The organism is Pseudomonas sp. IPO3749 (assembly GCF_013386605.1).
In the GTDB taxonomy this organism is placed as follows: domain Bacteria; phylum Pseudomonadota; class Gammaproteobacteria; order Pseudomonadales; family Pseudomonadaceae; genus Aquipseudomonas; species Aquipseudomonas azotoformans_A.
This window is the reverse complement of record NZ_JACARN010000009.1, coordinates 38,522-62,832: the sequence shown is the minus strand read 5'-3', so window position 1 is coordinate 62,832 and position 24,311 is coordinate 38,522. Positions and strand designations below refer to the sequence as shown.

General features: G+C 61.1%; 23 protein-coding genes. 16 read left to right on the top strand and 7 right to left on the bottom strand.

Annotation, left to right across the window (positions count from 1 at the left end):
• The first annotated feature begins 70 nt into the window (after nt 1–70).
• The 5 genes from HX812_RS03835 to HX812_RS03815 all read left to right on the top strand — a co-directional run bounded on the left by HX812_RS03835 (nt 71) and on the right by HX812_RS03815 (nt 5,472).
• On the top strand, nt 71–1,807 hold the full coding sequence (locus HX812_RS03835; RefSeq protein ID WP_038847584.1) for a type I secretion system permease/ATPase: 1,737 nt from the start codon (nt 71–73) through the stop codon (nt 1,805–1,807).
• Complete coding sequence (locus HX812_RS03830; RefSeq protein ID WP_038847586.1) at nt 1,804–3,129, top strand: HlyD family type I secretion periplasmic adaptor subunit; 1,326 nt, start codon at nt 1,804–1,806, stop codon at nt 3,127–3,129. Before HX812_RS03835 ends, HX812_RS03830 begins: the two co-directional genes overlap by 4 nt.
• Nucleotides 3,126–4,442: a TolC family outer membrane protein gene (locus tag HX812_RS03825; protein WP_038847588.1), complete on the top strand. Its 1,317-nt coding sequence runs from the start codon at nt 3,126–3,128 to the stop codon at nt 4,440–4,442. The genes HX812_RS03830 and HX812_RS03825 overlap by 4 nt, the downstream gene beginning before the upstream one ends.
• 134 nt (nt 4,443–4,576) lie before the next feature.
• Nucleotides 4,577–5,005 (top strand): hypothetical protein, encoded by a 429-nt coding sequence (locus HX812_RS03820; RefSeq protein WP_038847589.1) that lies wholly within the window; start codon nt 4,577–4,579, stop codon nt 5,003–5,005.
• Nucleotides 5,002–5,472 (top strand): DUF2442 domain-containing protein, encoded by a 471-nt coding sequence (locus HX812_RS03815; protein ID WP_033897885.1) that lies wholly within the window; start codon nt 5,002–5,004, stop codon nt 5,470–5,472. Before HX812_RS03820 ends, HX812_RS03815 begins: the two co-directional genes overlap by 4 nt.
• On the opposite strand, the gene trmA is transcribed toward HX812_RS03815, so the two are convergent.
• Complete coding sequence (gene trmA / locus HX812_RS03810; protein WP_038847591.1) at nt 5,455–6,534, bottom strand: tRNA (uridine(54)-C5)-methyltransferase TrmA; 1,080 nt, start codon at nt 6,532–6,534, stop codon at nt 5,455–5,457. The two genes, HX812_RS03815 and trmA, sit on opposite strands and share 18 nt — an antisense overlap.
• Nucleotides 6,531–7,826 carry an NCS2 family permease gene (locus HX812_RS03805; RefSeq protein WP_038847593.1) on the bottom strand — a complete coding sequence of 432 codons (1,296 nt, stop codon included), beginning with the start codon at nt 7,824–7,826 and terminating at the stop codon, nt 6,531–6,533. Before HX812_RS03805 ends, trmA begins: the two co-directional genes overlap by 4 nt.
• 173 nt (nt 7,827–7,999) lie before the next feature.
• On the opposite strand from HX812_RS03805, the gene HX812_RS03800 reads away from it, so the two are divergent.
• From HX812_RS03800 to HX812_RS03785, 4 genes are all read left to right on the top strand, one after another.
• Entirely contained in the window at nt 8,000–8,446 is a 447-nt protein-coding gene (locus HX812_RS03800; protein WP_038847595.1) for a DUF4879 domain-containing protein, read from the top strand.
• 96 nt (nt 8,447–8,542) lie between these two features.
• Nucleotides 8,543–9,049: a (2Fe-2S)-binding protein gene (locus tag HX812_RS03795; protein ID WP_038847596.1), complete on the top strand. Its 507-nt coding sequence runs from the start codon at nt 8,543–8,545 to the stop codon at nt 9,047–9,049.
• On the top strand, nt 9,046–10,035 hold the full coding sequence (locus HX812_RS03790) for a xanthine dehydrogenase family protein subunit M (protein ID WP_038847597.1): 990 nt from the start codon (nt 9,046–9,048) through the stop codon (nt 10,033–10,035). Before HX812_RS03795 ends, HX812_RS03790 begins: the two co-directional genes overlap by 4 nt.
• A complete protein-coding gene (locus tag HX812_RS03785; protein ID WP_038847598.1) occupies nt 10,032–12,215 on the top strand; it encodes a xanthine dehydrogenase family protein molybdopterin-binding subunit in 2,184 nt (727 codons plus the stop codon). The genes HX812_RS03790 and HX812_RS03785 overlap by 4 nt, the downstream gene beginning before the upstream one ends.
• On the opposite strand, the gene HX812_RS03780 is transcribed toward HX812_RS03785, so the two are convergent.
• On the bottom strand, nt 12,212–13,453 hold the full coding sequence (locus tag HX812_RS03780; protein ID WP_038847599.1) for an MFS transporter: 1,242 nt from the start codon (nt 13,451–13,453) through the stop codon (nt 12,212–12,214). The genes HX812_RS03785 and HX812_RS03780 overlap by 4 nt on opposite strands.
• A 318-nt stretch (nt 13,454–13,771) precedes the next feature.
• Here HX812_RS03780 and HX812_RS03775 point away from each other — a divergent pair, with 318 nt between their 5' ends.
• Genes HX812_RS03775 through HX812_RS03765 form a run of 3 tightly spaced genes read left to right on the top strand, consistent with a single transcriptional unit; the run spans nt 13,772 to nt 16,400 of the window.
• Entirely contained in the window at nt 13,772–15,211 is a 1,440-nt protein-coding gene (locus tag HX812_RS03775) for a cytochrome ubiquinol oxidase subunit I (RefSeq protein ID WP_038847600.1), read from the top strand.
• A gap of 1 nt (nt 15,212) precedes the next feature.
• Nucleotides 15,213–16,220: a cytochrome d ubiquinol oxidase subunit II gene (gene cydB, locus HX812_RS03770; RefSeq protein WP_015885994.1), complete on the top strand. Its 1,008-nt coding sequence runs from the start codon at nt 15,213–15,215 to the stop codon at nt 16,218–16,220.
• Between the two features lie 12 nt (nt 16,221–16,232).
• On the top strand, nt 16,233–16,400 hold the full coding sequence (locus tag HX812_RS03765; protein ID WP_010206690.1) for a DUF2474 domain-containing protein: 168 nt from the start codon (nt 16,233–16,235) through the stop codon (nt 16,398–16,400).
• Between the two features lie 78 nt (nt 16,401–16,478).
• Here the strand turns inward: HX812_RS03765 and HX812_RS03760 are convergent, their stop codons facing one another.
• Both HX812_RS03760 and HX812_RS03755 read right to left on the bottom strand, forming a co-directional pair.
• Nucleotides 16,479–17,603, bottom strand: a complete 1,125-nt coding sequence (locus HX812_RS03760; RefSeq protein WP_038847602.1) for a class I SAM-dependent methyltransferase — start codon at nt 17,601–17,603, stop codon at nt 16,479–16,481.
• 160 nt (nt 17,604–17,763) lie between these two features.
• Nucleotides 17,764–18,474: a LuxR family transcriptional regulator gene (locus HX812_RS03755; protein WP_038847604.1), complete on the bottom strand. Its 711-nt coding sequence runs from the start codon at nt 18,472–18,474 to the stop codon at nt 17,764–17,766.
• 382 nt (nt 18,475–18,856) lie between these two features.
• On the opposite strand from HX812_RS03755, the gene HX812_RS03750 reads away from it, so the two are divergent.
• A complete protein-coding gene (locus tag HX812_RS03750; RefSeq protein WP_038847606.1) occupies nt 18,857–19,633 on the top strand; it encodes a ferredoxin--NADP reductase in 777 nt (258 codons plus the stop codon).
• Between the two features lie 45 nt (nt 19,634–19,678).
• Here the strand turns inward: HX812_RS03750 and mscL are convergent, their stop codons facing one another.
• Nucleotides 19,679–20,098 (bottom strand): large-conductance mechanosensitive channel protein MscL, encoded by a 420-nt coding sequence (gene mscL / locus HX812_RS03745; protein WP_010206685.1) that lies wholly within the window; start codon nt 20,096–20,098, stop codon nt 19,679–19,681.
• Between the two features lie 287 nt (nt 20,099–20,385).
• Here mscL and katB point away from each other — a divergent pair, with 287 nt between their 5' ends.
• From katB to radA, 3 genes are read left to right on the top strand one after another with little or no spacing between them, the layout of a single operon-like run.
• Complete coding sequence (gene katB, locus HX812_RS03740; protein ID WP_038847608.1) at nt 20,386–21,927, top strand: catalase KatB; 1,542 nt, start codon at nt 20,386–20,388, stop codon at nt 21,925–21,927.
• A gap of 58 nt (nt 21,928–21,985) precedes the next feature.
• A complete protein-coding gene (locus tag HX812_RS03735; protein ID WP_038847609.1) occupies nt 21,986–22,525 on the top strand; it encodes an ankyrin repeat domain-containing protein in 540 nt (179 codons plus the stop codon).
• Nucleotides 22,526–22,560: 35 nt separating this feature from the next.
• Nucleotides 22,561–23,928, top strand: a complete 1,368-nt coding sequence (gene radA, locus HX812_RS03730; RefSeq protein WP_016976768.1) for a DNA repair protein RadA — start codon at nt 22,561–22,563, stop codon at nt 23,926–23,928.
• Here the strand turns inward: radA and HX812_RS03725 are convergent.
• The gene (locus HX812_RS03725) at nt 23,917–24,282 is read right to left on the bottom strand and encodes a PilZ domain-containing protein (protein ID WP_016976769.1); all 366 of its coding nucleotides are present in this window, start codon (nt 24,280–24,282) and stop codon (nt 23,917–23,919) included. The genes radA and HX812_RS03725 overlap by 12 nt on opposite strands.
• Nucleotides 24,283–24,311: the final 29 nt, after the last annotated feature.

The window sequence follows — 24,311 nt, the reverse complement described above, 5'->3', positions numbered from 1 at the left end:
AATTCTGCGCAGCGTCGCTTTGCCTGTCAACGCGGCGGCGCTGCCCGCTCAACCCCATGAGAATCCCCAGATGCGCCACGTCGGCAACGAAACCTTGGCCGCCCTCAAGGCCTATAAAAGTGGCTTCTTCAACATCGGCCTGTTCTCGGCGGTGATCAACCTGCTGATGCTCGCCCCGGCGCTGTACATGCTGCAGGTGTACGACCGGGTGCTGGCCTCGGGCAATCAGATGACCCTGTTGATGCTGACGCTGATGATCCTCGGCCTGTTCGGCCTGATGGGCGCGTTGGAATGGGTGCGCAGCCAGGTGGTGATCCGCCTCGGTACGCAGATGGACATGCGCTTGAACCAGCGGGTGTACGACGCCGCGTTTGAAGCGCAGCTCAAGGGCGGCACGCAGGCGGCGGGCCAGGCGTTGCATGACCTGACCACGCTGCGCCAGTTCGCCACCGGCCAGGCGTTGTTCGCATTCTTTGATGCGCCGTGGTTTCCGGTGTACCTGCTGGTGATTTTCCTGTTCCACCCCTGGCTCGGTCTGTTGGCGCTGATCGGCGCGCTGTTGTTGATTGTGCTGGCGTGGGTCAACCATCACGTCAGCCAGGCGCCGATGGCCCTGGCCAGCCAGCTGTCCATCAGCGCCAGCCAGCAGGCCACGGCCAACCTGCGCAATGCCGACACCATCGAAGCCATGGGCATGCTCGCCACCTTTCGTGCGCGTTGGTTCGGCCAGCATCAGGCGTTTTTGGCGCAGCAGAACCTGGCCAGTGAAAAGACCGCGACCGTTACCGCCTGGTCCAAGGGCGTGCGTCTGGCGCTGCAATCCCTGGTGCTGGGCCTGGGCGCCTTGCTGGCGGTGCAAGGCGAGATCACGCCGGGCATGATGATTGCCGGCTCGATCCTGATGGGCCGCGTGCTGAGCCCCATCGACCAATTGATCGGCGTGTGGAAACAGTGGGGTTCGGCGCGCCTGGCCTTTGATCGGTTGTCGCAGATGCTGGCGGCGAATCCCGCGCGTCCGCAGCGTATGACGCTGCCGGTGCCCAAAGGCCAATTGAGCGTCGAACAGATCAGCGCCTGTGCCCCCGGCAGCCGTCGGCCCGCGTTGGCCAATCTGGGTTTCAACCTGGCAGCCGGGGAAGTCCTGGGCGTGATCGGGCCGTCGGGCTGCGGCAAATCCACCCTCGCTCGGATACTGGTGGGCGCCTGGGCGCCCCTGGCCGGCAAGGTGCGGCTGGATGGCGCCGACTTGGCCTTATGGGACAAGCAGCAGTTGGGCCCGCACATCGGTTACCTGCCGCAAGACATCCAGCTGTTCGCCGGCAGCATCGCGCAAAACATCGCGCGGTTTGCTGAGGTCGACGCGGATAAAGTCCTCGCGGCTGCACAAATGGCCGGCGTGCATGAGCTGATCCTGCAATTGCCCCAGGGCTACGACACGCAATTGGGGGAGGGCGGCAGCGGGCTTTCCGGTGGCCAGAAGCAACGCGTCGCGCTGGCCCGCGCGCTGTACGGCCTGCCCGCGCTGATTGTGTTGGACGAACCCAACGCCAACCTCGATGAAGTCGGCGAGCAGGCTTTGCTCCAAGCGATCACCCAGCTCAAGCAGCAGCGCCGAACAGTGATCCTGATCACCCACAAACCCAACGTGCTGACCCTGACTGACCAGTTGCTGATCCTCAAGGAAGGTCAGCTGCAGGCCTTTGGGCCGACGGCGCGTGTGCTGGAGGCACGGCAGAAACCGGCAGCGCCCAAACCGGTATCGACCATGAGCATGAGTTACCGCCTCGGTGAAGGAAAACAGGCATGAACCAGAGCAAACCTGTATTGATCAGCGATGCGCCCAATAATGTGCTGGCGCTGGATGACAAAAAGTACTCGCGCCTGGGATGGCTGTTGGTACTCGGCGGTTTTGCCGGCTTCCTCGGATGGGCGGCTTTGGCGCCACTCGATAAGGGCGTGGCCGTGCCGGGCAAGGTCATGGTCTCGGGCCATCGCAAGACCGTGCAGCACCCGGCCGGGGGTATCGTCGAGCGTATCGACGTGCGCGACGGTGACGTGGTGAGCGCCGGTCAAGTGTTGTTGCGCTTGAAGGAAACCCCGTTGCGCGGGCAGATGCAGTCCCTGCGCAGCCAGTACCTGGCGTCCCTGGCCAGCGAGGCGCGCTTGAGTGCTGAAAGCGAAGGGTTGGCGGCGATCACCTTCAACGCTGAATTGCTTAACGATCCGCAGGCGGCGGGCACCTTGAGCCTGCAACGACAGTTGTTCAATAGCCGCGCCCAGGCACTGGCCACCGAGCAACAAGGCCTGCGCGAAACCATCGCCGGGGCCGAGGCGCAACTGCGCGGTACGCGGGATTCGCAAGCGAGCAAGGTCCAGCAGCGCGCAGCGTTGAACGAGCAGTTGCAAGGCCTGCGCGAGTTGGCGCGTGAAGGTTATATCCCACGCAACCGCCTGCTCGACAGCGAGCGACTGTACTCTCAGATCGACGGCGCCATCGCCGAGGACTACGGTCGCATCGGCCAACTGCAACGCCAGGTGATGGAACTGCGCCTGCGCATCCGCCAGCTCGGCGAAGACTTCCAGAAAGACCTGCGCGGCCAGTTGGCCGAGACCCGCACCCGCAGCGACGACCTTCGCAATCGCCTGGCGTCGGCCGAGTTCGAATTGGCGAACAGCCTGGTGCGTGCGCCCGCAAGCGGCGTGGTGGTGGGGTTGGACGTGTACACCGAAGGCGGCGTGATCAAGCCCGGCCAGCCGTTGATGGACATCGTGCCCCAGGGCGAGCCCTTGCTGGTGGAGGCGCGGGTGCCGGTGCAGATGGTCGACAAGGTGCACCCCGGCCTGCCGGTGGAGCTGATGTTCTCGGCCTTCAACCAATCCACCACGCCACGGGTGGCCGGTGAGGTGACGTTGGTCTCGGCGGACCGTCAGGTCGATGAACGCACCGATGAGCCCTATTACACGCTGCGTGCCCAAGTGAGCGCGGCCGGCATGCAGCAACTGGACGGTGTTCAGATCCGCCCAGGCATGCCGGTGGAAACCTTCGTCAAGACCGGGGAGCGCTCGATGCTCAACTACCTGTTCAAACCCCTGATGGATCGCACCCATATGGCCCTGGTGGAAGAATGAAGGCGCTGGTGTTTACCCTGTGTTTCGGTTGTACCTCGGCGGCACACGCCCTGGGTTTGCTGGATGCCTATGACTTGGCGCTACGCAACGATCCGACGTTTCAGGCCGCCATCCAGGAGCGTGAAGGCGGTGAAGAAAACCGCGCGATCGGCCGTGCGGCGTTGTTGCCGAATTTGTCGTGGAGCTATAACAACTCGCGCAACGAGTCCGAAGTAACGGCGGGTGATGTCAAAAGCGACCGTGATTACCGCAGCTATGCGTCGACCTTGACCTTGCAGCAGCCGCTGCTGGATTACGAAGCCTATGCGCGTTTTCGCCAGGGCACCGCTCAGGCATTGATGGCTGATGAACGCTTTCGCGGCAAGAGCCAGGAACTGGCCGTGCGGGTACTCAATGCCTACAGCCAGGCGTTGTTGGCCCAGGAACGCATTGAGCTGAGCCGTGCACAGAAGCGTGCGTATACCGAGCGCTTGCAACTCAATGATCGCCTTCTAAAAGGCGGTGAAGGCACACGCACCGATGTGCTGGAAACCCAGGCGCGCCTGAGCCTGGCCCAGGCCGAAGAAATCGAATCGCAAGACGCCCAGGACAGCGCCTTGCGCGAGCTGGAAGCCATCGTCGGCCAACCGTTGCAGATCGAAGAACTGGCGCCGCTGACGCGCCAATTCGATATTCCGCCCCTGGAACCCAATCGCTTCGAGACTTGGCGTGAACTGGCCATGGCCAACAACCCGGAACTCAAATCCCAGCACCACGCCCTGGACGTGGCCTCCTATGAAGTGGAACGCAAACGCGCAGGCCACCTGCCCAAGGTCAGCCTGTACGCCACCAGCCGCCAGACCAACTCCGACTCGGAAAGTAGCTACAACCAGAAATACGACACTAATACTGTCGGCATTCAGGTCAGCCTGCCGCTGTTTGCCGGTGGTGGTGTGTCGGCGTCGACCCGCCAGGCGGCGAACCAGTTGTCCCAGGCCCAATACGAGTTGGACGCGCAAACCTCGGCCACGCTGGTGGAGTTGCGCAAACAGTTCAACCTCAACACCAGTGGCGCGGCGAAAGTGCGTGCTTATGAAATGGCCGTCAGCTCTGCCACGGCTTTAGTCGCTGCGACGAAAAAGAGTGTGGCCGGCGGTGAGCGGGTCAACCTCGACGTGCTCGACGCCGAACAGCAACTCTTCACCGCCCGCCGCGATTTGGCGAATGCGCGACATGCGTATCTGCTGGCAAGGATTCAGCTGAAGTATTACGCGGGGTTGCTGAGCGAGCAGGACTTGCGGGCCTTGGCGGGGTATTTCCAGCCCTCGGCATGAGTGGTTACAACCCGGCATTCGCCGGGTTTTTTGTGCTTACTAATCTGTGAATCAGCTCTGGGAAATGGAGCCGGTTGTCGGGTGACAAGGGAAAATTGTTACCTGGCGGAAAATAACCTAACGGATGGGTTACGATGCGAGTAGGCACTTACAAAGGCTATGTGATTTCGGTGTTTATCAGGGATGAGCATTGCCCGCCCCATGTGCCTGTGCGGGGGAACGAATGGGATGCGCGTTTTCGATTCAGCTTTCTGAATGGGGAAGTGGAGTTGTGGGACGTAGAGCCTGAGCGGTGGCAGCCACCCATGGCGGTTTTGAAAGAGATACGCGGGGCGATCATGCAGCGCCATTACCTTGCGCGGGCACGCAGGATCTGGTGGGAGTACCTGCAAACGGTCTGCCTGGAGAATCATTCCTGGGATTGGGAGGCTCGCGAAGTGTTGCCTGGGCTGATCATTCAGCCGGGTGTTTATGTGATCGCGCGTGCCCGGCACGATGTCGTGGGGCAGAAAACCATTTTGAATCTGGTCAGAGCGCCGGGTTTCGTGGAGATTGAACTATGAAGCAAATCGTAAAAGCCAAAGCTGTACCCTATAAACCGCTCACTGAGGCCGACGTCGAAAAGGCGATAGCCCGAGGGCGCAAGACACGGCACCTTTATGCCCGTGCCAGCTCTGTGCGTTATGAAGACAACTGCATTTCCATCGGCTTTAGCGACGGCAGTCGTGTTGTACTGCCAGTGGCTGGTCTGCCCGAGTTCGAGGGGTTTTCCCTGGAGGACTTTGCGCAACTGGAAGTTGGCTTTGGCGGCAAGGCGCTGTGCTGTGAGGCCCAGGACCTGGACGTTTCAGTCACGGGCCTGATCGCCACCAGCAAACCGCTGATGGACCTGGCCACCAGCCTGGTGGCCTCGCGCAACGGCCGCAAAAGCAGCGCCGCCAAAGCAGCCGCCGCCCGTGCCAATGGCAAGAAGGGCGGGCGGCCGCGCAAGAAGGAACCGGAAGACGTTGAGTTACCGCCGGGTCAATAACACCCCGGACTCCATATGGTGCGTCCACGGGAACTGGTCAAACATCGCACACTGGGTGATCTTGTGCGTGTCATGCAGTTGCGCAATGTTCGCCGCCAACGTCTCCGGGTTGCAGGAGATGTACAGGATGTTGTCGAAGCGCCGGGTCAACTCGCAGGTGTCCGGGTCCATGCCGGCGCGCGGCGGGTCGACGAAGACGCTGCCGAATTCATAGCTTTTCAGGTCGATGCCGTGCAGGCGACGGAACGGACGCACTTCGTTCAGCGCTTCGGTGAGTTCTTCGGCTGAGAGGCGCACCAGGGTGACGTTATCCACCGCGTTTTCATCGAGGTTGCTCAGCGCCGCATTCACCGAGGTCTTGCTGATTTCGGTGGCCAGTACTTTGCGTACACGCGTAGCCAGCGGCAGGGTGAAGTTGCCGTTGCCGCAATACAGCTCCAGCAGATCATCCGGGCGATCACCCAGGGCTTCATAAGCCCAGTTGAGCATCTTCTGGTTCACCGTGCCGTTGGGCTGGGTGAAGGCGCCTTCGGGTTGGCGATAGCTGAAGGTGCGGCCGCCCACGTCGAGTTTTTCCACCACGTAGTCATGGCCGATCACATCGCGCTTGCCCTTGGAGCGGCCGATGATGCTGACATTCAAGTCAGCCGCCAGTTGGTTGGCGGCGGTGTGCCAATGCTCGTCCAGCGGGCGGTGATAGCACAGGGTGATCATCGCATCGCCGGCCAAGGTGGTGAGGAACTCCACCTGGAACAGCTTGTGGCTCAGGGCTGCACTGGCTTGCCAGGCGGCCTTGAGTTGCGGCATCAACTGGTTGATGCGCAGGCTGGCGATGGGGAATTCTTCGATCAGGATCGGCGTGCGCTTGTCGTCCTGGGAAAACATCGCGTAGTGGCGCTCACCGCCCTCGCGCCACAGGCGGAACTCCGCGCGCAGACGGAAGTGCTGCAGCGGCGAGTCGAAGACCTGCGGCGCTGGCGCGTCGAACGGGGCCAGCAGGTCACGCAAGCGCGTGACCTTGTCTTGCAGTTGAGCGGTGTAGCTTGCGGCGTCAAAAGTCATGCGTTGAACCAGCCCAGCTTGATCACAAACAGAATCGACAGAATCACCAGTGCCGGGTTCAGCTCACGGTAGCGGCCCGAAAGCAGCTTGATGGCGGTCCAGGCGATGAAACCGAAGGCGATGCCGTTGGCGATGGAATAGGTGAAAGGCATCGCCAGGGCGGTGATCACCACCGGCGCTGCAACGGTAATGTCGTCCCAGTCGATTTCAGCCAGGCCCTGTGTCATCAGCACCGCCACGAACAGCAGTGCCGGCGCAGTGGCGAAGGCCGGCACGCTGGCGGCCAGCGGCGAGAAGAACAGTGCCAGCAGGAACAGGATCGCGACCACGATGGCAGTCAAGCCGGTACGGCCACCGGCGCTCACGCCCGCAGCCGATTCGATGTAGCTGGTGGTGGTCGACGTACCCAGCAGCGAGCCGGCCATGGCGGCGGTACTGTCGGCAATCAGCGCACGGCCCATTTTTGGCATATGGCCGTCCTTGCCCATCAGGCCCGCACGCTTGGCCACGCCGATCAGGGTGCCGGAGTTGTCGAACAGGTCAACGAACAGGAAGGCGAAGATCACGCTGACCAGGCCGATGTCCAGCGCGCCTTTGATATCCAGCTGCAGGAAGGTCGGGGCCAGGGAAGGCGGCATCGAGACAACGCCGCCGAAGGGGGTGACGCCCAGCAGGATCGAGACGATGGTCACCGCCAGGATGCCGATCAGTACGGCACCGCGTACCGCCAGGGCTTCCAGGGCGACGATCAGGATAAAGCCGAACGTAGCCAGGATCGGCGCGGGTTTTTTCAGGTCGCCCAGGCCCACCAGGGTGTTGGGGTTGCCGACCACGATGCCGGCGTTGTGCAGGGCGATCAACGCCAGGAACAGGCCGATACCGGCGGCAATCGCCGAACGCAGCGGCAGTGGGATGGCGTTGATGATCCATTCACGAATACGGAAGATCGACAGCAGGAAAAACAGCACCGCCGAGATAAACACCGCACCCAGCGCCACCTGCCAGGTGTGGCCCATGTGCAGGACCACGGTGTAGGTAAAGAAGGCGTTGAGGCCCATGCCCGGCGCGAGGGCGATCGGGTAGTTGGCGATCAGGCCCATCACGGTCGAACCGATGGCAGCGGCCAGGCAGGTCGCGACGAACACCGCGCCCTTGTCCATGCCGGTCTCGCCGAGGATGCTCGGGTTCACGAACAGAATGTAGGCCATGGCCAGGAATGTCGTGATGCCCGCGAGAATCTCGGTGCGCACGTTGGTGTTGTGTGCCTTGAGTTGAAACAGCTTTTCCAGCATGCCGGCTCCCTGTGACGCTCTGTGGCGTCGTGATTTGTTGACCTCTAAGTCAAAGCACAAACTGCGCCAAGCGCCTGTGGTTTCAGAGAGGATCGGAAAAAGCGGCGCATCATACCAGCAGCCGAGGCCTTGAGGCATACTGCGCCGACGTTTAAACGAAGGTCACTTGCCGCATGAAAAACCCCAGCCCGTGGAGTCTAGCCCTGATCCCCTGTATCGGCCTGTTGCTCGGCGCAGCACCGGCCTGGGGCGCGACTGCACCGCCGTTGAGCGAAGTGCGTGTGTTCCAGGTCGAGTCGTCAGCGTGTAAGGAAAGCATCCCCGAGCGCGCGCAGAGCACACAGATGTGTACGCACCGTGGGCCTACCAAGGTTTCCGTGATGGAGGTGGGCCTGGGTAACAACCCCATGGGCCGCTTCGATGGCGCCGAATTGAATGGGCAACGCACGGCGGTTTGTCAGGTCGGCAACATCAGCGAAGTGTGCAACGGCGTGGGCACACTGATGGGCTACATCTATGTGTTTGACCTGAATGTCGAGGCCCAAGGCTGGTTCCAGTACAGCAATTCCTCGATCAACCCGCCGCAAAATACCCTGACCACGCAGCTCAATATCCGCTGATCAATCAGCTTGAACGCTCAATACCCTGGGAAGTCGTACCCCTTAAGACGGCGACTTTCCTAACGCCGCGGATGTACACCAACCCGTGAGGTGTTTATGAGCGCGACCCCAAATGGCGCGACGGCCCAGCCGTTCGTCAGCCACTCGATACGCCTGCGCCTCAACGGCCAGGACCGCCAGCTGGATGTGTTGCCCTGGACCACGCTGCTTGACCTGTTGCGTGAACAGCTCGACCTGGTCGGCAGCAAAAAAGGCTGCGACCACGGCCAATGCGGTGCCTGCACGGTGCTGCGCGACGGCAAGCGCATCAATGCCTGCCTGACCCTGGCGGTGATGTGCGACGGCGCCGAGCTGACCACCATCGAAGGCCTGGCCGACGGCGACCAACTGCACCCGATGCAGCAAGCCTTCATCACACACGACGCCTTCCAATGCGGTTACTGCACCCCCGGCCAGATCTGCTCGGCGGTCGGCTTGGCCAATGAAGGCCGCGCCCACGACCCTGCCCAGATCCAGGAGCTGATGAGCGGCAACCTGTGTCGCTGCGGCGCCTACAGCAATATCCGCGATGCCATTGCAGACGTCGTGGGAGGTGAGCGATGAATCCCTTCCACTACAGCAAGCCGGCCGATGTGCAGGAAGCGGTGCACCTGAGCAGTGCCGCCTCGCGTTTTATCGCTGGTGGTACCAACCTGCTGGACCTGATGAAAGAAAACATCAGCCGCCCCGAGCATCTCATCGACATCACAGGGCTGCCGTTAAATGAGGTTCAGGCAACTGCCGAGGGCGGACTGCTGATCGGCGCCCTGGTGAGCAACGCCGACCTGGCCTGGCACCCGCTGATCGAACAGCGTTACCCGCTGCTGTCCCAGGCCATCCTCGCTGGCGCCTCGCCGCAGCTGCGCAATATGGCCAGTACCGGCGGCAATCTGTTGCAGCGCACCCGCTGCTACTACTTTTATGACGCCACTGTGCCGTGCAATAAGCGCGAGCCCGGCAGCGGCTGCCCGGCACGCACGGGGTTGAATCGCATTCATGCCATCCTCGGCGCCAGTGAACAGTGCGTCGCGACCCATCCTTCCGATATGTGCGTGGCGTTGGCGGCGTTGGAAGCGCGGGTGCATGTCGAAGGTCGTGCAGGCGCTCGTGTTATCGAGTTTGCCGACTTCCATCGCCTGCCCGGCGATGCGCCGCAGCGTGACAACCAGTTGGCTGACGATGAGCTGATCACCGCCATCGAACTGCCCGCCGACAACCTGGCGAGCCACAGCAACTACCTGAAAATCCGCGACCGCGCCTCCTATGCGTTCGCCCTGGTGTCCGTTGCTGCTGCCCTTGAATTGGACGGCGAGCGCATCGTCGACGCGCGCCTGGCCTTGGGGGGCGTGGCCCATAAACCCTGGCGGGACCGCGCAGTGGAAGCCGCGTTGATCGGCCAACTCGTCAGCCGCGAAACCTTCAGCCACGCCGCCGACGCGCTGCTGCAAGACGCAGAACCCCTGGAACACAACGGCTTCAAGATCAAGCTGGCACGCCGGGGGATTATTCGTGCCCTGAGTGATGCGGCTGTCGCAGGAGAGCGCCCATGACCGCTATCGGCAAACCCTTGGACCGGGTCGACGGTCTGCTCAAGGTCACAGGTAAAGCGCGTTATGCCGGTGAGTTTCCCGAGGAAGGCCTGCTGCACGGCAGCGTGGTCTCCAGTACCGTCGCCAAAGGTCGTGTGCTGCGCATCGATGCCTCCAAGGCGCTGGCGCTGCCGGGCGTGGTGGAAGTGATCCATCACCTCAATCGCCCCACAATCGCCAGCTACGATGACGCGTTCCAGGATGCCGACGCCGCCGACGGCTCGCCGTTTCGTCCGCTCTACAACGATCGCGTGCTGTACAGCGGCCAGCCTCTGGCCCTAGTTATCGCCGACAACCTTGAACTGGCGCGGCATGCGGGTTCACTGGTGGACATCGAGTACGAAACCGAAGCCTTCGAAACCGACCTGCTGGCCATGCAGGATCAAGCTCACGCCTCGCCGCAAACCCCGCCCGAACCGCGTGGCAACTTCCAGGCCGAATGGACCGCTGCCGCCGTCAGCCTGGATGTGCACTACAGCACGCCCATCGAACACCACAACCCAATGGAGCCCCACGCCAGTACGGTGCTGTATCAGCCGGACGGCACCCTGCATATCCATGACAAGACCCAGGGCCCGCAGAATTGCCAGGCGTATGTGCAAAAAGTCTTCGGCCTGGATAAAAGCCAGGTGCGCATCTTCGCCGCGTTCGTCGGCGGCGCGTTTGGTTCCGGGCTGCGTCCGCAGTACCAATTGCCGCTGGCTGTGATGGCCTCGTTGGCGCTCAAGCGTTCGGTGCGGGTCACGCTGACGCGCCAGCAGATGTTCACGTTCGGCTATCGCCCGCGCACCTTGCAGCGCCTGCAACTGGGCGCCGCCGCCAACGGGCGCTTGCTGGCGTTGGGGCACACCGCCATTGGTCAGACTTCGCGCTTCGAAGACTTCAGCGAACACGTCGTGGAATGGAGCGGCATGCTCTACCACTGCGACAACGTGCAGCTTACTTATAAGTTGGTGCCCTTGGACGTGTTCACGCCGCTGGACATGCGTGCGCCCGGCGCAGCGCTCGGCGTGATCGGCCTGGAGTGCGCCATGGATGAACTGGCCTGCGCGCTAGGCATCGACCCGGTGCAACTGCGGCTGATCAACTACGCCGAGCGCAACCAGAACGAAGACAAGCCCTGGTCGAGCAAAGCCCTGCGCGAGTGTTACCGCGAAGGCGCCGAGCGTTTTGGCTGGAGCCAGCGCAACCCGGAACCACGCAGCATGCGCGACGGCCGCCAGTTGATCGGTTGGGGCATGGCCGGCGGCGTGTGGGAAGCCATGCAGATGAAGGCCAGCGCCAAGGCGCGCCTCGATGCGCAGGGCAAGCTGACCGTCAGCAGCGCCACCACCGATATCGGCACCGGTACCTACACGGTGATGACCCAGATTGCGGCCCAGGCCAGCGGTGTGGCGGTCGAAGACGTGACGTTTCTGCTGGGTGATTCATCATTGCCCACCGCGCCGTTGCAGGGCGGTTCATTCACCGTGTCCTCCGTCGGCACTGCCGTGCAGCAAGCCTGCGAGGCCTTGAATGCCAAGCTGCTGAACATCGCCCGGCAGACTTACCCGGTGTTCAAGAACGCCGAAGCCGTGCGCTTCGAAGAGGGCCAACTGCATACCGGCGACGTGAGTGTGTCGCTGGCACAGTTGGTCAAGGACAGCGGCGAAGACGCGCTGCAAGTGCAGGTCGACAGTGAGCCCGACAAAAAACGCGAGGGCTACAGCACCGCCACCCACTCAGCGGTCTTCGTCGAAGTGCAGGTGGATGAAGACCTGGGCACCATCAAGGTTCGTCGGGTAGTCAGCGCGATTGCCGCCGGGCGAGTGGTCAACCCGAAGATGGCCCGCAGCCAGATCCTCGGCGGGGTGGTGTGGGGCATCGGCATGGCATTGCATGAAGAAACCCAGATCGACCATCAGTTGGGGCGCTATATGAACCATAGCCTGGCGGAGTACCATATTCCGGTTAACGCCGATATCGGCGACATTGATGTGGTGTTTGTCGAAGAACACGACGAGATCGTCAACGCCCTGGGGTCCAAGGGCGTCGGTGAGATTGGTATCGTCGGGGTCGCAGCGGCGGTGGCCAATGCGATTTATCACGCCACCGGCAAGCGGGTGCGGGAATTTCCCATCACCCTCGACAAGGTGCTCTAGACCTTCGCAGGTTCCTCCACGGGCACATGCATGCGGTCACGGTTGGCCAGGGTCGGGAACAGCTTGATCCAGACCCCGGTCACCACCAGCGTACCGATCCCGCCCATGACCACGGCGGGCACGGTGCCGAACCAGTGGGCGGTAATCCCGGATTCGAACTCGCCCAACTGGTTGGACGCGCCGATAAACAGGCCGTTGACCGCACTGACCCGCCCGCGCATTTCATCCGGCGTCTCCAACTGAACGAAGGACGCGCGGATCACCATGCTGATCATGTCCGCCGCGCCCAGCACCACCAGCACCGCCAGTGAGAACCAGAACGAGGTCGATAGGCCAAAGGCGATGGTCGCCACGCCGAACACGCCGACGGCGGTGAACATCACACGGCCCACATGGCGGTCCACTGAAAAGCGCGCGAGCCACAGTGACATCAACAACGCGCCCACCGCCGGGGCCGAACGCAGCAGGCCCAGGCCCCAGGCGCCCGTCAGCAGGATGTCTTTGGCAAACACCGGCAGCAACGCGGTGGCGCCACCCAGCAGCACGGCGAACAGGTCAAGGGAGATGGCGCCGAGGATGTCCGGGCGGCTGCGGATGAAGCGGATGCCGGCGAGCAGGGAGTCCAGGGTCGCCTTGCCTTTGTTGAGTGGCGTCTGGCGGGCGGGCAAATTCAGGGTCAGCACGCAGGCGATAAGGTACAGCACCACCGTGGGGCCATAGACCCACACGCTGCCAAACGCGTAGAGCAATCCGCCGAGGGCCGGGGCGACGATGGTTGCCAGTTGCTGGGCCGACTGCGACGAGGCCACCGCTCGCGGGAATAGTGCGCTGGGCACGATGCTGGGCAGCATCGCCTGGGTGGTCGGCATTTCAAACGAACGCGCGGCACCGAGCAGGAAGGCGAGGATGAAGATCATCTCGCGGGTCACATTGCCGGTCAGCCCGCCGATGGCCAGGCTTAGGGCGATCAACGCCTGCACAGTCTGGCAGATGGCGGCGACCTTGCGCCGTTCATAGCGGTCGGCCACATGCCCGGTGTGCAGCATGAACAATACACGCGGCACGAATTCCACCAGGCCGACCAGGCCCAGGTCCAGCACATTGCCGGTCAGTTGATAGAGGTTCCAACCGATGGCCACGGTAAGCATCTGAAAGCCGCTGGCGGTGAAGATACGCGCCAGCCAGAACGCGATGAAAGGGCGGTGGTGACGCAACAGCAACGCGGGTTCACTAGGCATCGGGGGTTCAGGTCAGGGCCGGAGGGAACGCCGAGATTATCATCAAGTTGTAACAGATAGTTGCAAGAACTGATCTGAGGCAGTCTGTCACGCGGCAAAAGACCACGCCGTCCTACATCGAAAATGGGACTACTCTTTCACCAATGCTTGATCCAGATCAATGTCCGCCCGGGCATCGACCTGGCGGCCGCAAGGCCAGATTCCCTACGCGTGTGGTTAAAAAAAGAAACGAATTGAAATTCGCCAGACTCCATATCCGTGGGGGCAGTGGGTGCAGGCTCCCGCCAGCAGCCGGTATTACCTGACAGAGGAAGACTTATGTTCGGTTTGGAGGCGCTAGATCTCGCCCGAATTCAATTTGCGTTCACCATCTCTTTCCACATCCTGTTCCCGGCGATCACCATCGGCCTGGCCAGTTACCTCGCGGTGCTGGAAGGCTTGTGGCTCAAGACGCACAACGACACTTACCGTGACCTCTACCACTTCTGGTCGAAGATCTTTGCCGTCAACTTCGGCATGGGCGTGGTCTCCGGGTTGGTCATGGCCTACCAGTTCGGCACCAACTGGAGCCGCTTCTCGGACTTCGCCGGCGCCGTCACCGGGCCGCTTCTGACGTACGAAGTGCTCACGGCCTTCTTCCTCGAGGCCGGTTTCCTGGGCGTGATGCTGTTCGGCTGGAACAAGGTGGGGCGCAACCTGCACTTCTTCTCCACCGTGATGGTGGCTGTGGGCACCTTGATTTCCACGTTCTGGATCCTCTCGTCCAACAGCTGGATGCAGACGCCCCAGGGCTTTGAAATCATTGATGGCCGCGTGATCCCGACCGATTGGTTCGCCGTGGTCTTCAACCCCTCGTTCCCTTATCGCCTGGCGCACATGGCCACGGCGGCGTTCGTAGCAACTGCGTTCTTCGTCGGCTCCTCGGCGGCCTGGCACTTGTTGCGCGGCAAGGACAACCCGGCGATCCGCAAAATGCTTTCGATGGCGATGTGGATGGCGCTGATCGTCGCGCCTATCCAGGCCGTGATCGGTGACTTCCACGGCCTGAATACGTTGAAGCACCAGCCGGCGAAAATCGCCGCGATTGAAGGTCACTGGGAAAACATCGGCAACGAACCGACGCCGTTGATCCTGTTCGGCTGGCCAGACATGAAAGAGGAAAGGACCAAGTACGCCGTCGAGATCCCGTACCTGGGCAGCCTGATCCTCACTCACTCCCTGGACAAACAGGTGCCGGCGCTCAAGGAGTTCCCGCCTGAGGACCGCCCCAATTCGACTATCGTGTTCTGGTCATTCCGGGTCATGGTCGGCCTCGGCTTCCTGATGATCTTCACCGGCCTGTTCAGCCTCTGGCTGCGCCGGGGCGACAAGATGTATACGTCCAAACCGTTCCTGTACCTGGCGTTGTGGATGGGGCCTTCGGGCTTGATCGCGATTCTTGCTGGCTGGTTCACCACCGAGATTGGCCGTCAGCCGTGGGTGGTCTACGGCTTGATGCGCACGGCGGATGCGTCTTCCGGGCATAGCCTGGCGCAGATGACGATCACCCTGGTGTTGTTCGTGGTGGTGTACTTCGCGCTGTTCGGCGCAGGCCTGGGCTACATGATGCGCCTGGTGCGCAAAGGCCCTGTGACCCACGAAAGCACCGAGCCAACCCACGGTGGCCCTGGCCAGAAACGCACACCGGCCCGTCCGTTGTCCGCTGCCGATGATGGCACCGACAACGAGCACGACGACATCCAGCACAAGGGGAATTGAGATGGGTATTGATCTTCCGCTGATCTGGGCCGTGATCATCATCTTCGGCATCATGATGTACGTGGTCATGGACGGCTTCGACCTGGGTATCGGCATCCTGTTTCCGTTTATCCCCGGCAAGACCGACCGTGACGTGATGATGAACACCGTGGCCCCGGTCTGGGACGGTAACGAAACCTGGCTGGTACTAGGCGGCGCAGCATTGTTCGGTGCGTTCCCGCTGGCCTATTCGGTGGTGTTGTCGGCGCTGTACCTGCCGCTGATCCTGATGCTGATCGGGCTGATCTTCCGTGGCGTGGCGTTCGAGTTCCGCTTCAAGGCCAAGGACCATAAGCGTCACCTGTGGGACAAGGCGTTTATCGGCGGCTCGCTGGCAGCGACGTTCTTCCAGGGCGTGGCACTGGGGGCGTTTATCGACGGCATTCCCGTGGTGAATCGCCAGTTTGCCGGTGGTTCACTGGACTGGGCCACGCCGTTCACGATGTTCTGCGGCGTGGCGCTGATCGTGGCCTATGCCTTGCTGGGCTGCACCTGGCTGATCATGAAAACCGAAGGCCCGTTGCAGGAAAAGATGCACAACCTGGCGCGGCCATTGGCCTTTGTGGTGCTGGCGGTGATCGGCATCGTGAGCATCTGGACGCCACTGACCCACCCGGAAATCGCCTCGCGCTGGTTCACCCTGCCGAACCTGTTCTGGTTCTTGCCGGTGCCGATCCTGGTATTGGTGACCATGTACGGGCTGATCCGCGCGGTCGCACGTAATGCGCACTACACGCCGTTCCTGCTGACACTGGTGCTGATTTTCCTGGGCTACAGCGGTTTGGGCATCAGCCTGTGGCCGAACATCATCCCGCCGTCCGTGTCGATCTGGGACGCCGCGGCGCCGCCGCAGAGTCAGGGCTTCATGCTGGTCGGCACCTTGTTCATCATCCCGTTCATCCTGGGCTACACCTTCTGGAGCTACTACGTGTTCCGCGGCAAGGTCACCCACGAAGACGGTTATCACTAGGAGGGTCGTGCCATGTCCGGCAAACCTTCGTTGCACGAGATCGAACAGGCCGAGAAGCAGCCGTTGTGGCGGCGCCTGGGGTGGCTGGCGATGATCTGGACCGGCAGTGTGCTGGCCCTGTTCGTCGTGGCCAGCCTGATGCGCATGTTCATGAATGCGGCAGGCCTGACCACGCACTGACATCCCGATCCGGGCCTTGCGGCCCGGTTTTTCAACCCTGCTTTTCGCGAGAGAAGCAGGGTTTTTTATTTGCGGGCTTTATTTACGGGCTTTGAGGATCACGAATTTTGGCGTGGTGGCGACTTGCTCGACACCCCGGAACAACCGCGCCAGCTTGGTGTGATACCCCAGGTGGCGATTGCCGACGATATAGAGGGCACCGCCGACCACCAGCGCTTCACGTGCCTGCTGGAACATGCGCCAGGCGAGGAAGTCACCGACCACCTGTTGCTGGTGGAAGGGCGGGTTGCACAGCACCACGTCCAGCGAACCGGGCTCCTGGCCAGCCAGGCCATCGGCGGCACGTATGATGACATCGCGATCACCGAGGGCGGCTTGCCAGTTTTCGGCCGCCGATTGCACCGCCATATAGGACTCGTCCAACAGGGTGTAGTGGGCGTCGGGGTTTTGCAGGGCGCTGGCAATCGCCAATACGCCGTTGCCGCAACCCAGGTCAGCCACACGGGCGTTGCCCAGGTTTTTCGGCAGGTGGGGCAGGAACGCACGGGTGCCGATGTCCAGGCTTTCGCGGCAGAACACGTTGGCGTGGTTCAGCAGTTCGATTGCCGGCGTATCCAGGGTGTAGCGGGTGGGGTACGGCGAAATGGCTGCTGGGCGGTCTTCAACAGTGGCGATCAGCAGTCGCGCTTTTTTCACTGCGAGCGACGCCTGCATCGGTCCGATATAGCGCTCCAGCAACTCGCCTGCCGCCCGTGGCAGATGCTTGATCATTGCCCCGGCGATGACTTGGGCTCCTGGCGCGAGTTGGCCTTGCAGGCGGATGAGTTGTTCTTCCAGCAGCGCCAGGGTTTTAGGCACGCGGATCAACACACAGTCAAAAGGGCCTGCCGGAACCTGGCTGGCGGGGATGAATGCCACTGCATCAAACGCCTTGCCGTTACGTACCAGATTTTTCTCCAGGCCCTGGGCCGCCAGGAACGAGTCACCGCTGGACGCGACCTGCACCTGCCCCTGAAGGCTGGCGGCCAGGGCGCCGAAGCTGTCATTGAGCACCAGCACGCGGGTTACATTCGTCGGTTTCTGTTCGGCCAGATGATTGAGCAGGTATTCGTCGGCGGCATCGAAGGCTTGCAGCGGATCGTTATGTTGCTCTGGCTGGCGGATCAGATCGAGCTGGGCGAAGGGGCTTTCGAGCAGGGGCATGGCGGGGGAGGCTCTGGGTCAACGATGGGTGGGTCGGCAGTCATGGGCCGAACCGTCTGAGTGTACTGCGCGCGGCACCTGGGGGGCTGCTCAACACTCAGAATGGGTCGTAAATGTTACGTTTTTTTCAAATGGAATACATGCGGTGTTTCTTGGGCGGTTAAATAATCCCTTCTTGCGCTGCACGAAGCACGGCGGCGATCTTGTTGTTGACGCCCAGCTTCTTGAGGCAACTGCACACATGAAAACCTACTGTCCGTTCGGACAAGCACAGGATGGCCGCGATGTCCGCCGCTGTCTTGCCCATGCCCGACCACATGAGCACTTCTATTTCCCGTGGGGTCAATTTGCTGGTGGGGTTGACGCTTTGGCCCTCGGCATACTTTTGCGCCAGTACCGCGTGCATCGCATGACAGAGCCACAGCAGCATGCCCGCCTTTTCGTACAGTTCCTCCGGACTCACTTCGCCCTTGTCGCGGCTGAGGGTCAACATGCTGAACACGCCCCGGAAATCATGCACGGTGAGGGTTACCGCCCTGTGCACCCCCACGGTTTGGGCTAAAGACCAAAGGCTTGGTATCTCTTTGAATAATTTCTCCTCCCAGACAATCGGCAATAAACTTGCTTTGCAGTGTTTAACAATGGGATCAACTTCAAAGAATTTTGCGTCGTCGTAGATTTTTTTCCACTCGTTTGAGTGGTTGGTGAATTCAATTGGCTTGATTTGGTTTTTGGGTAGTTGGGAACTCATCTTGAAAGAACAGTGTTTGAAACCCAGTTCATATGTCTTGTTGGTCACCATTTCAAACACACTGGTGACCTCATTTTCACCTTCCAGCTTGGGAAGGCGCGTGGTTTGCCATTTGAGCATAGGTCACTCTCCATGGGGTTCTCCTTGACTTGGGGTACGTCCTGAACCCCCAAAACTGCACGAAAATCAGTGTAGGACAACGGCTACACAGCGAGAGGAAAATTTTGCTCTTGCGAACTGATGTTTAATAGTTTTTTGCAAATCTGTTCGTTAGCTCTTTAACGGGTTAGTTGGAAAAGTAGCGGTTTATTAGTGAGTTGTAGACCTTGTAACGATCGACTAACAGCGTCTTCACACATTCAGGTGGAGGCTAATAGCGAATGAGTTGGCGTTGCGACTATATAGCCACTACTGCGAATGTTGGGCGATGCCACTACCAATCGCAGGTGTTTCCGCACGCGACTTTGAGGGACACTAGGGCACCTGTAGAACGGAGCCCCCCATGACGGCCAGCGCTGAGAAATTTACCCGCCAGACCTTGCTCGACGTGCAATCGCTGACCCCCAGCCTGTTTACCCTGCGCACTACCCGCGATGCGGGCTTTCGTTTCACGGCGGGGCAGTTTGTGCGTTTGGGGGTTACCAAGGCGGACGGCAGCACCGTATGGCGCGCCTATTCGCTGGTGTCCTCACCGTTTGATGAGCATCTGGACTTCTTCTCGATCGTCGTCCCTGGCGGTGAATTCACCAGCGAGTTGAGCCGCCTGCGGGTCGGCGATACCTTGATGGTGGAGCGCCAGGCCACGGGGTTCCTGACCTTGAATCGCTTCGTCGATGGCCGCGATTTGTGGATGCTGGGGACTGGCACCGGGGTGGCGCCGTTTTTGTCGATCCTGCAGGACTTCGAGGTCTGGGAGAAATTCGAACGCATCATCCTCGTGTACAGCGCACGGGAAGCCAAGGAGCTCGCGTATCAAACGCTGATCAATGAGCTGGGTGAACGTGAATACTTGGCCGAGTACGCACACAAACTCACCTACGTTCCCATCGTCACCCGTGAGCAGCATCCCGGCGCGTTGAATGGGCGCATCACCACGCTGATCGAAAATGGCGAGCTTGAGCGCGCAGCCGGCGTCGAGTTGACCCCGGAACATTCCCGCGTGCTGATCTGCGGTAACCCGCAGATGGTCGATGACACGCGCCAGTTGCTCAAGCAGCGTGACATGAACCTGAGCTTGAGCCGTCGCCCCGGCCAAGTCGCGGTGGAAAACTACTGGTAATAAAAAAGGCGCCTCTAGCAGGCGCCTTTTTTCTCAAGCCGGTCTTTACAGGCGCGGCTTGTCGTTCTGTGCCTTGAGCAGATCACGGATCTCACCCAGCAACACTTCTTCCTTGGTCGGCGTTGGCGGCAGGCTTGGCGCCACGGCCTCTTCACGCTTCAGGCGGTTGATCGCCTTCACACCCATGAAGATTGCAAACGCGACGATCACAAAGTCGATGACGCTCTGGATGAACTTGCCGTAAGCCAGCACCACCGCAGGCACATCGCCCTGTGCCGCCTTGAGCGTTATCGCCAGGTCACCGAAGTCCACGCCACCGATCAACAGACCGATTGGCGGCATCACCACGTCGCCTACAAACGAGGAAACAATTTTGCCGAAGGCGGCGCCGATGATGATACCGACGGCCATGTCGACCACATTACCTTTGACCGCGAAGGCCTTGAACTCACTGATCACGCCCATAGGTTATTCCTTGTTACAGATGAGAAGGGTGGGACTCAGTGTAAGTCAGTCGTAGCGGGCTTGCCCGACACAACCGTTAACACTGTTAGTTTTTATCGACACATTAAAACGCAAATAGTTTGCAAAGTGCCATCAATCGCGCGCGAAATACGCCTGATATCAGTGACTTAACAGATTATTTTATTAATCGGGTTGTTGTGGCTTTTCTATTTATCTTCTGACTCTTGGGTCACTAGCCTCTGGCAAGCACAACTGAATGTGCATTAAAAAAACCAGAGGAAACCTCGATGAAGAATCCAATGAGCCGCGGGCCTGTTTCAGCGCGATACGCGCTGGTACTGGCGACCGCCAGCCTGCTTTCCCTGTCCGTACACGCTGCCAACCTGACCCGCGATAACGGTGCTGCGGTGGGTGACAACCAGAACTCGCAGACCGCCGGCGCCAATGGCCCAGTGTTGCTGCAAGACGTGCAGTTGATCCAGAAGCTGCAGCGCTTCGACCGCGAGCGCATCCCCGAGCGCGTGGTGCACGCCCGTGGCACCGGTGCCCACGGTACGTTCACCGTCACCGACACCCTCAGCGACCTGACCAAGGCCAAGGTGTTCGCGGCCGGCGAAGCCACCCCGGTGTTCGTGCGCTTCTCCGCCGTGGTCCACGGTAACCACTCCCCGGAAACCCTGCGCGACCCGCGTGGTTTCGCCACCAAGTTCTACACCGCTGATGGCAACTGGGACCTGGTGGGCAACAACTTCCCGACGTTCTTTATCCGCGATGCCATCAAGTTCCCGGACATGGTCCACGCTTTCAAACCGGACCCGCGTACCAACCTGGATGACGATTCCCGTCGCTTCGACTTCTTCTCCCATGTGCCCGAGTCCACGCGCACGCTGACCGAGCTGTATTCCGACTCCGGCACTCCGGCCAGCTATCGGGAAATGGACGGCAACGGCGTGCATGCCTACAAGCTGATCAACGCCAAGGGTGAGGTGCACTACGTCAAGTTCCACTGGAAGAGCCTGCAAGGCATCAAGAACCTTGATCCCAAGCAGGTCACCGAAGTGCAGGGCCGCGACTACAGCCACATGACCAACGACCTGGTCACCCATATCAACAAGGGCGATTTCCCCAAGTGGGACCTGTACGTGCAGGTGCTCAAGCCTGAGGACCTGGCCAAGTTCGACTTCGATCCATTGGATGCGACCAAGATCTGGCCAAATGTGCCTGAGCGCAAAGTCGGGCAGATGGTGCTGAACCGCAACCCCGCCAACGTGTTCCAGGAAACCGAGCAAGTGGCCATGGCCCCGGCCAACCTGGTGCCGGGCATCGAGCCGTCTGAGGATCGCCTGCTGCAAGGCCGCGTATTCTCCTACGCCGACACCCAGATGTACCGCCTGGGCGCCAATGCCCTGCAATTGCCGATCAACGCCCCACGGGTGACCGTCAACAACGGTAACCAGGACGGTGCGATGAACTTCGGCAAGACCACCACCGGCGTGAACTACCAGCCAAGCCGTCTGCTGCCACGGGACGAGCCGCAAACCGCGCGCTACAGCCAGTCGGCGCTATCGGGCAGCACCCAGCAGGCGAAGATCCAGCGCGAGCAGAACTTCAAGCAGGCCGGTGATCTGTACCGCTCGTTCACCAAGAAAGAGCGCCAGGACTTGATCGAGAACTTTGGTGGCTCGCTGGCGACCACCGATGACGAGAGCAAACACATCATCCTGTCGTTCCTGTACAAGGCCGACCCGGAATACGGCACTGGCGTGGCCAAGGTTGCCAAGGGTGACCTGGCGCGCGTGAAGGCGCTGGCGGACAAACTGACTGACTGATCCGTTGGTTCTGGTCGGCGCCCTTGATAAGGCGTCGACCTTTGGCAGGAGAATACCCATGCGAGTTTCTATCGGATTGCTGATGGCCATGCTGGCCTTTGTCGCCCATGCCGAGTCTCCCGACCCGGTCGCGCTCAAGGCCCAGTTGCAGGACTACTATTTCGACGCCGCCCGCCGAGGCGACCTCGACATGCTCAACACCTTCATCGACTCCGGCTATAGCCTCAACACCCAGGACGACAAGGGCTACACCGCGTTGATCCTCGCCGCCTATCACGGCCAGGGCCCGTTTGTGGAGCGTCTGCTCAGCGCGGGTGCCGACGCCTGTGTGCAGGACAAACGTGGCAACACGGCGCTGATGGGCGCGATCTTCAAGGGCGAGTTGAAAATTGCCCAGCGCCTGCTGGCGACCGACTGCAACCCCGATCAACGCAACGGCGCCGGGCAGACGGCGGCCATGTACGCCGGGCTGTTCAAGCGCGTCGAGTTGCTCGATGAATTGAAGGCCAAGGGCGCCGACCTCAACGCTGAAGACCCGATCGGCAACAGCGCTTCACGATTGGCCAGCGGTGAAATCCGGACCCCGGCGTCGCGCTGAGCTATCATCGCGGTTTTTCGGTTGGAGGTTCTCAAATGGCAAAGGCCAAGCGCATGTACGGCTGCACGGAGTGCGGCGCGACCTTTCCCAAGTGGGCCGGCCAGTGCACCGAGTGCGGTGCGTGGAACACCCTGACTGAAACCATGATCGAAAGCGGCGGCGCTGCGGCCCCCACCGGCCGTGCCGGCTGGACCGGGCAACAGGCGCAGATCAAGACGCTGGCCGAAGTCAGCGTCGAAGAAATCCCGCGTTTCTCCACCGCCTCCGGTGAATTGGACCGTGTGCTGGGCGGCGGTCTGGTGGACGGCTCGGTAGTGCTGATTGGCGGCGATCCGGGCATCGGCAAATCGACGATCCTGCTGCAAACCCTGTGCAGTATCGCCAGCCGCATGCCGGCGCTGTATGTCACCGGCGAGGAATCCCAGCAACAAGTGGCCATGCGCGCCCGTCGCCTGGGGCTGCCCCAGGATCAACTACGGGTGATGACCGAGACCTGCATCGAAAGCATCATTGCCACGGCGCGTATCGAAAAGCCCAAGGTCATGGTGATCGACTCGATCCAGACGATCTTCACCGAGCAATTGCAGTCGGCGCCCGGTGGCGTATCCCAGGTGCGTGAAAGTGCGGCGCTGTTGGTGCGGTATGCCAAGCAGAGCGGTACGGCGATCTTCCTGGTGGGCCACGTGACCAAAGAGGGCGCACTGGCCGGGCCACGGGTGTTGGAGCACATGGTCGACACCGTGTTGTATTTCGAAGGTGAATCCGATGGCCGTCTGCGTTTGCTGCGGGCGGTGAAGAACCGTTTCGGCGCGGTCAACGAACTGGGCGTGTTCGCAATGACGGACCGGGGGCTTAAAGAAGTCTCCAACCCTTCAGCGATTTTTCTCACTCGCGCCCAGGAAGAAGTTCCCGGCAGTGTGGTGATGGCAACGTGGGAAGGCACTCGCCCGATGCTGGTGGAAGTGCAGGCGTTGGTGGATGACAGCCATCTGGCCAACCCGCGCCGCGTGACGTTGGGCCTGGATCAGAACCGCCTGGCGATGTTGCTCGCCGTATTGCACCGTCACGGCGGCATCCCGACCCACGACCAGGACGTGTTCCTTAACGTGGTCGGCGGGGTCAAGGTGCTGGAGACCGCATCCGACCTGGCGTTGATGGCGGCAGTCATGTCCAGCCTGCGTAACCGACCGTTGCCCCATGACTTGCTGGTGTTCGGTGAGGTGGGCCTGTCGGGCGAGGTGCGTCCGGTGCCCAGCGGCCAGGAACGCTTGAAGGAGGCCGCCAAGCACGGCTTCAAACGCGCGATCGTGCCCAAAGGCAATGCGCCGAAGGAGTCGCCGCCGGGGATAAAGATCATTGGCGTGACGCGACTGGAACAGGCATTGGATGCACTATTCGAGTAGGGCGCCCAGCTCGCGCTCCAACTCTTGCTGATCACCCAGGTTCAACTCGATCAGCCGCCGCAAATGGCTGATCGAGTCCAGGTCGATGTGCTGGCACACAAACCCAAGCTGCCCGTGATCGTCATGGGCCAGCTTTACCTGCATCTTTATATGCGCCCGTGGGTCCAGCCGGATGTCCACGTCAAATAGCCGCTTGCCATTACCCCGCCAGTCGTCAGGGCGCTCCACCAGCAAGCCCCGCAGCGATAAATCCAGCAGTTGCACCGGCCAATTCCAGCTGTCCTGGGCAATGGTCGTCTTGGCATCAAAGGCGATGCGACGGAAACGGCGGCGGTCAGACGGTTGTTCGGTCATGGTGAAACCCTCTGGAGATACGGGGATTG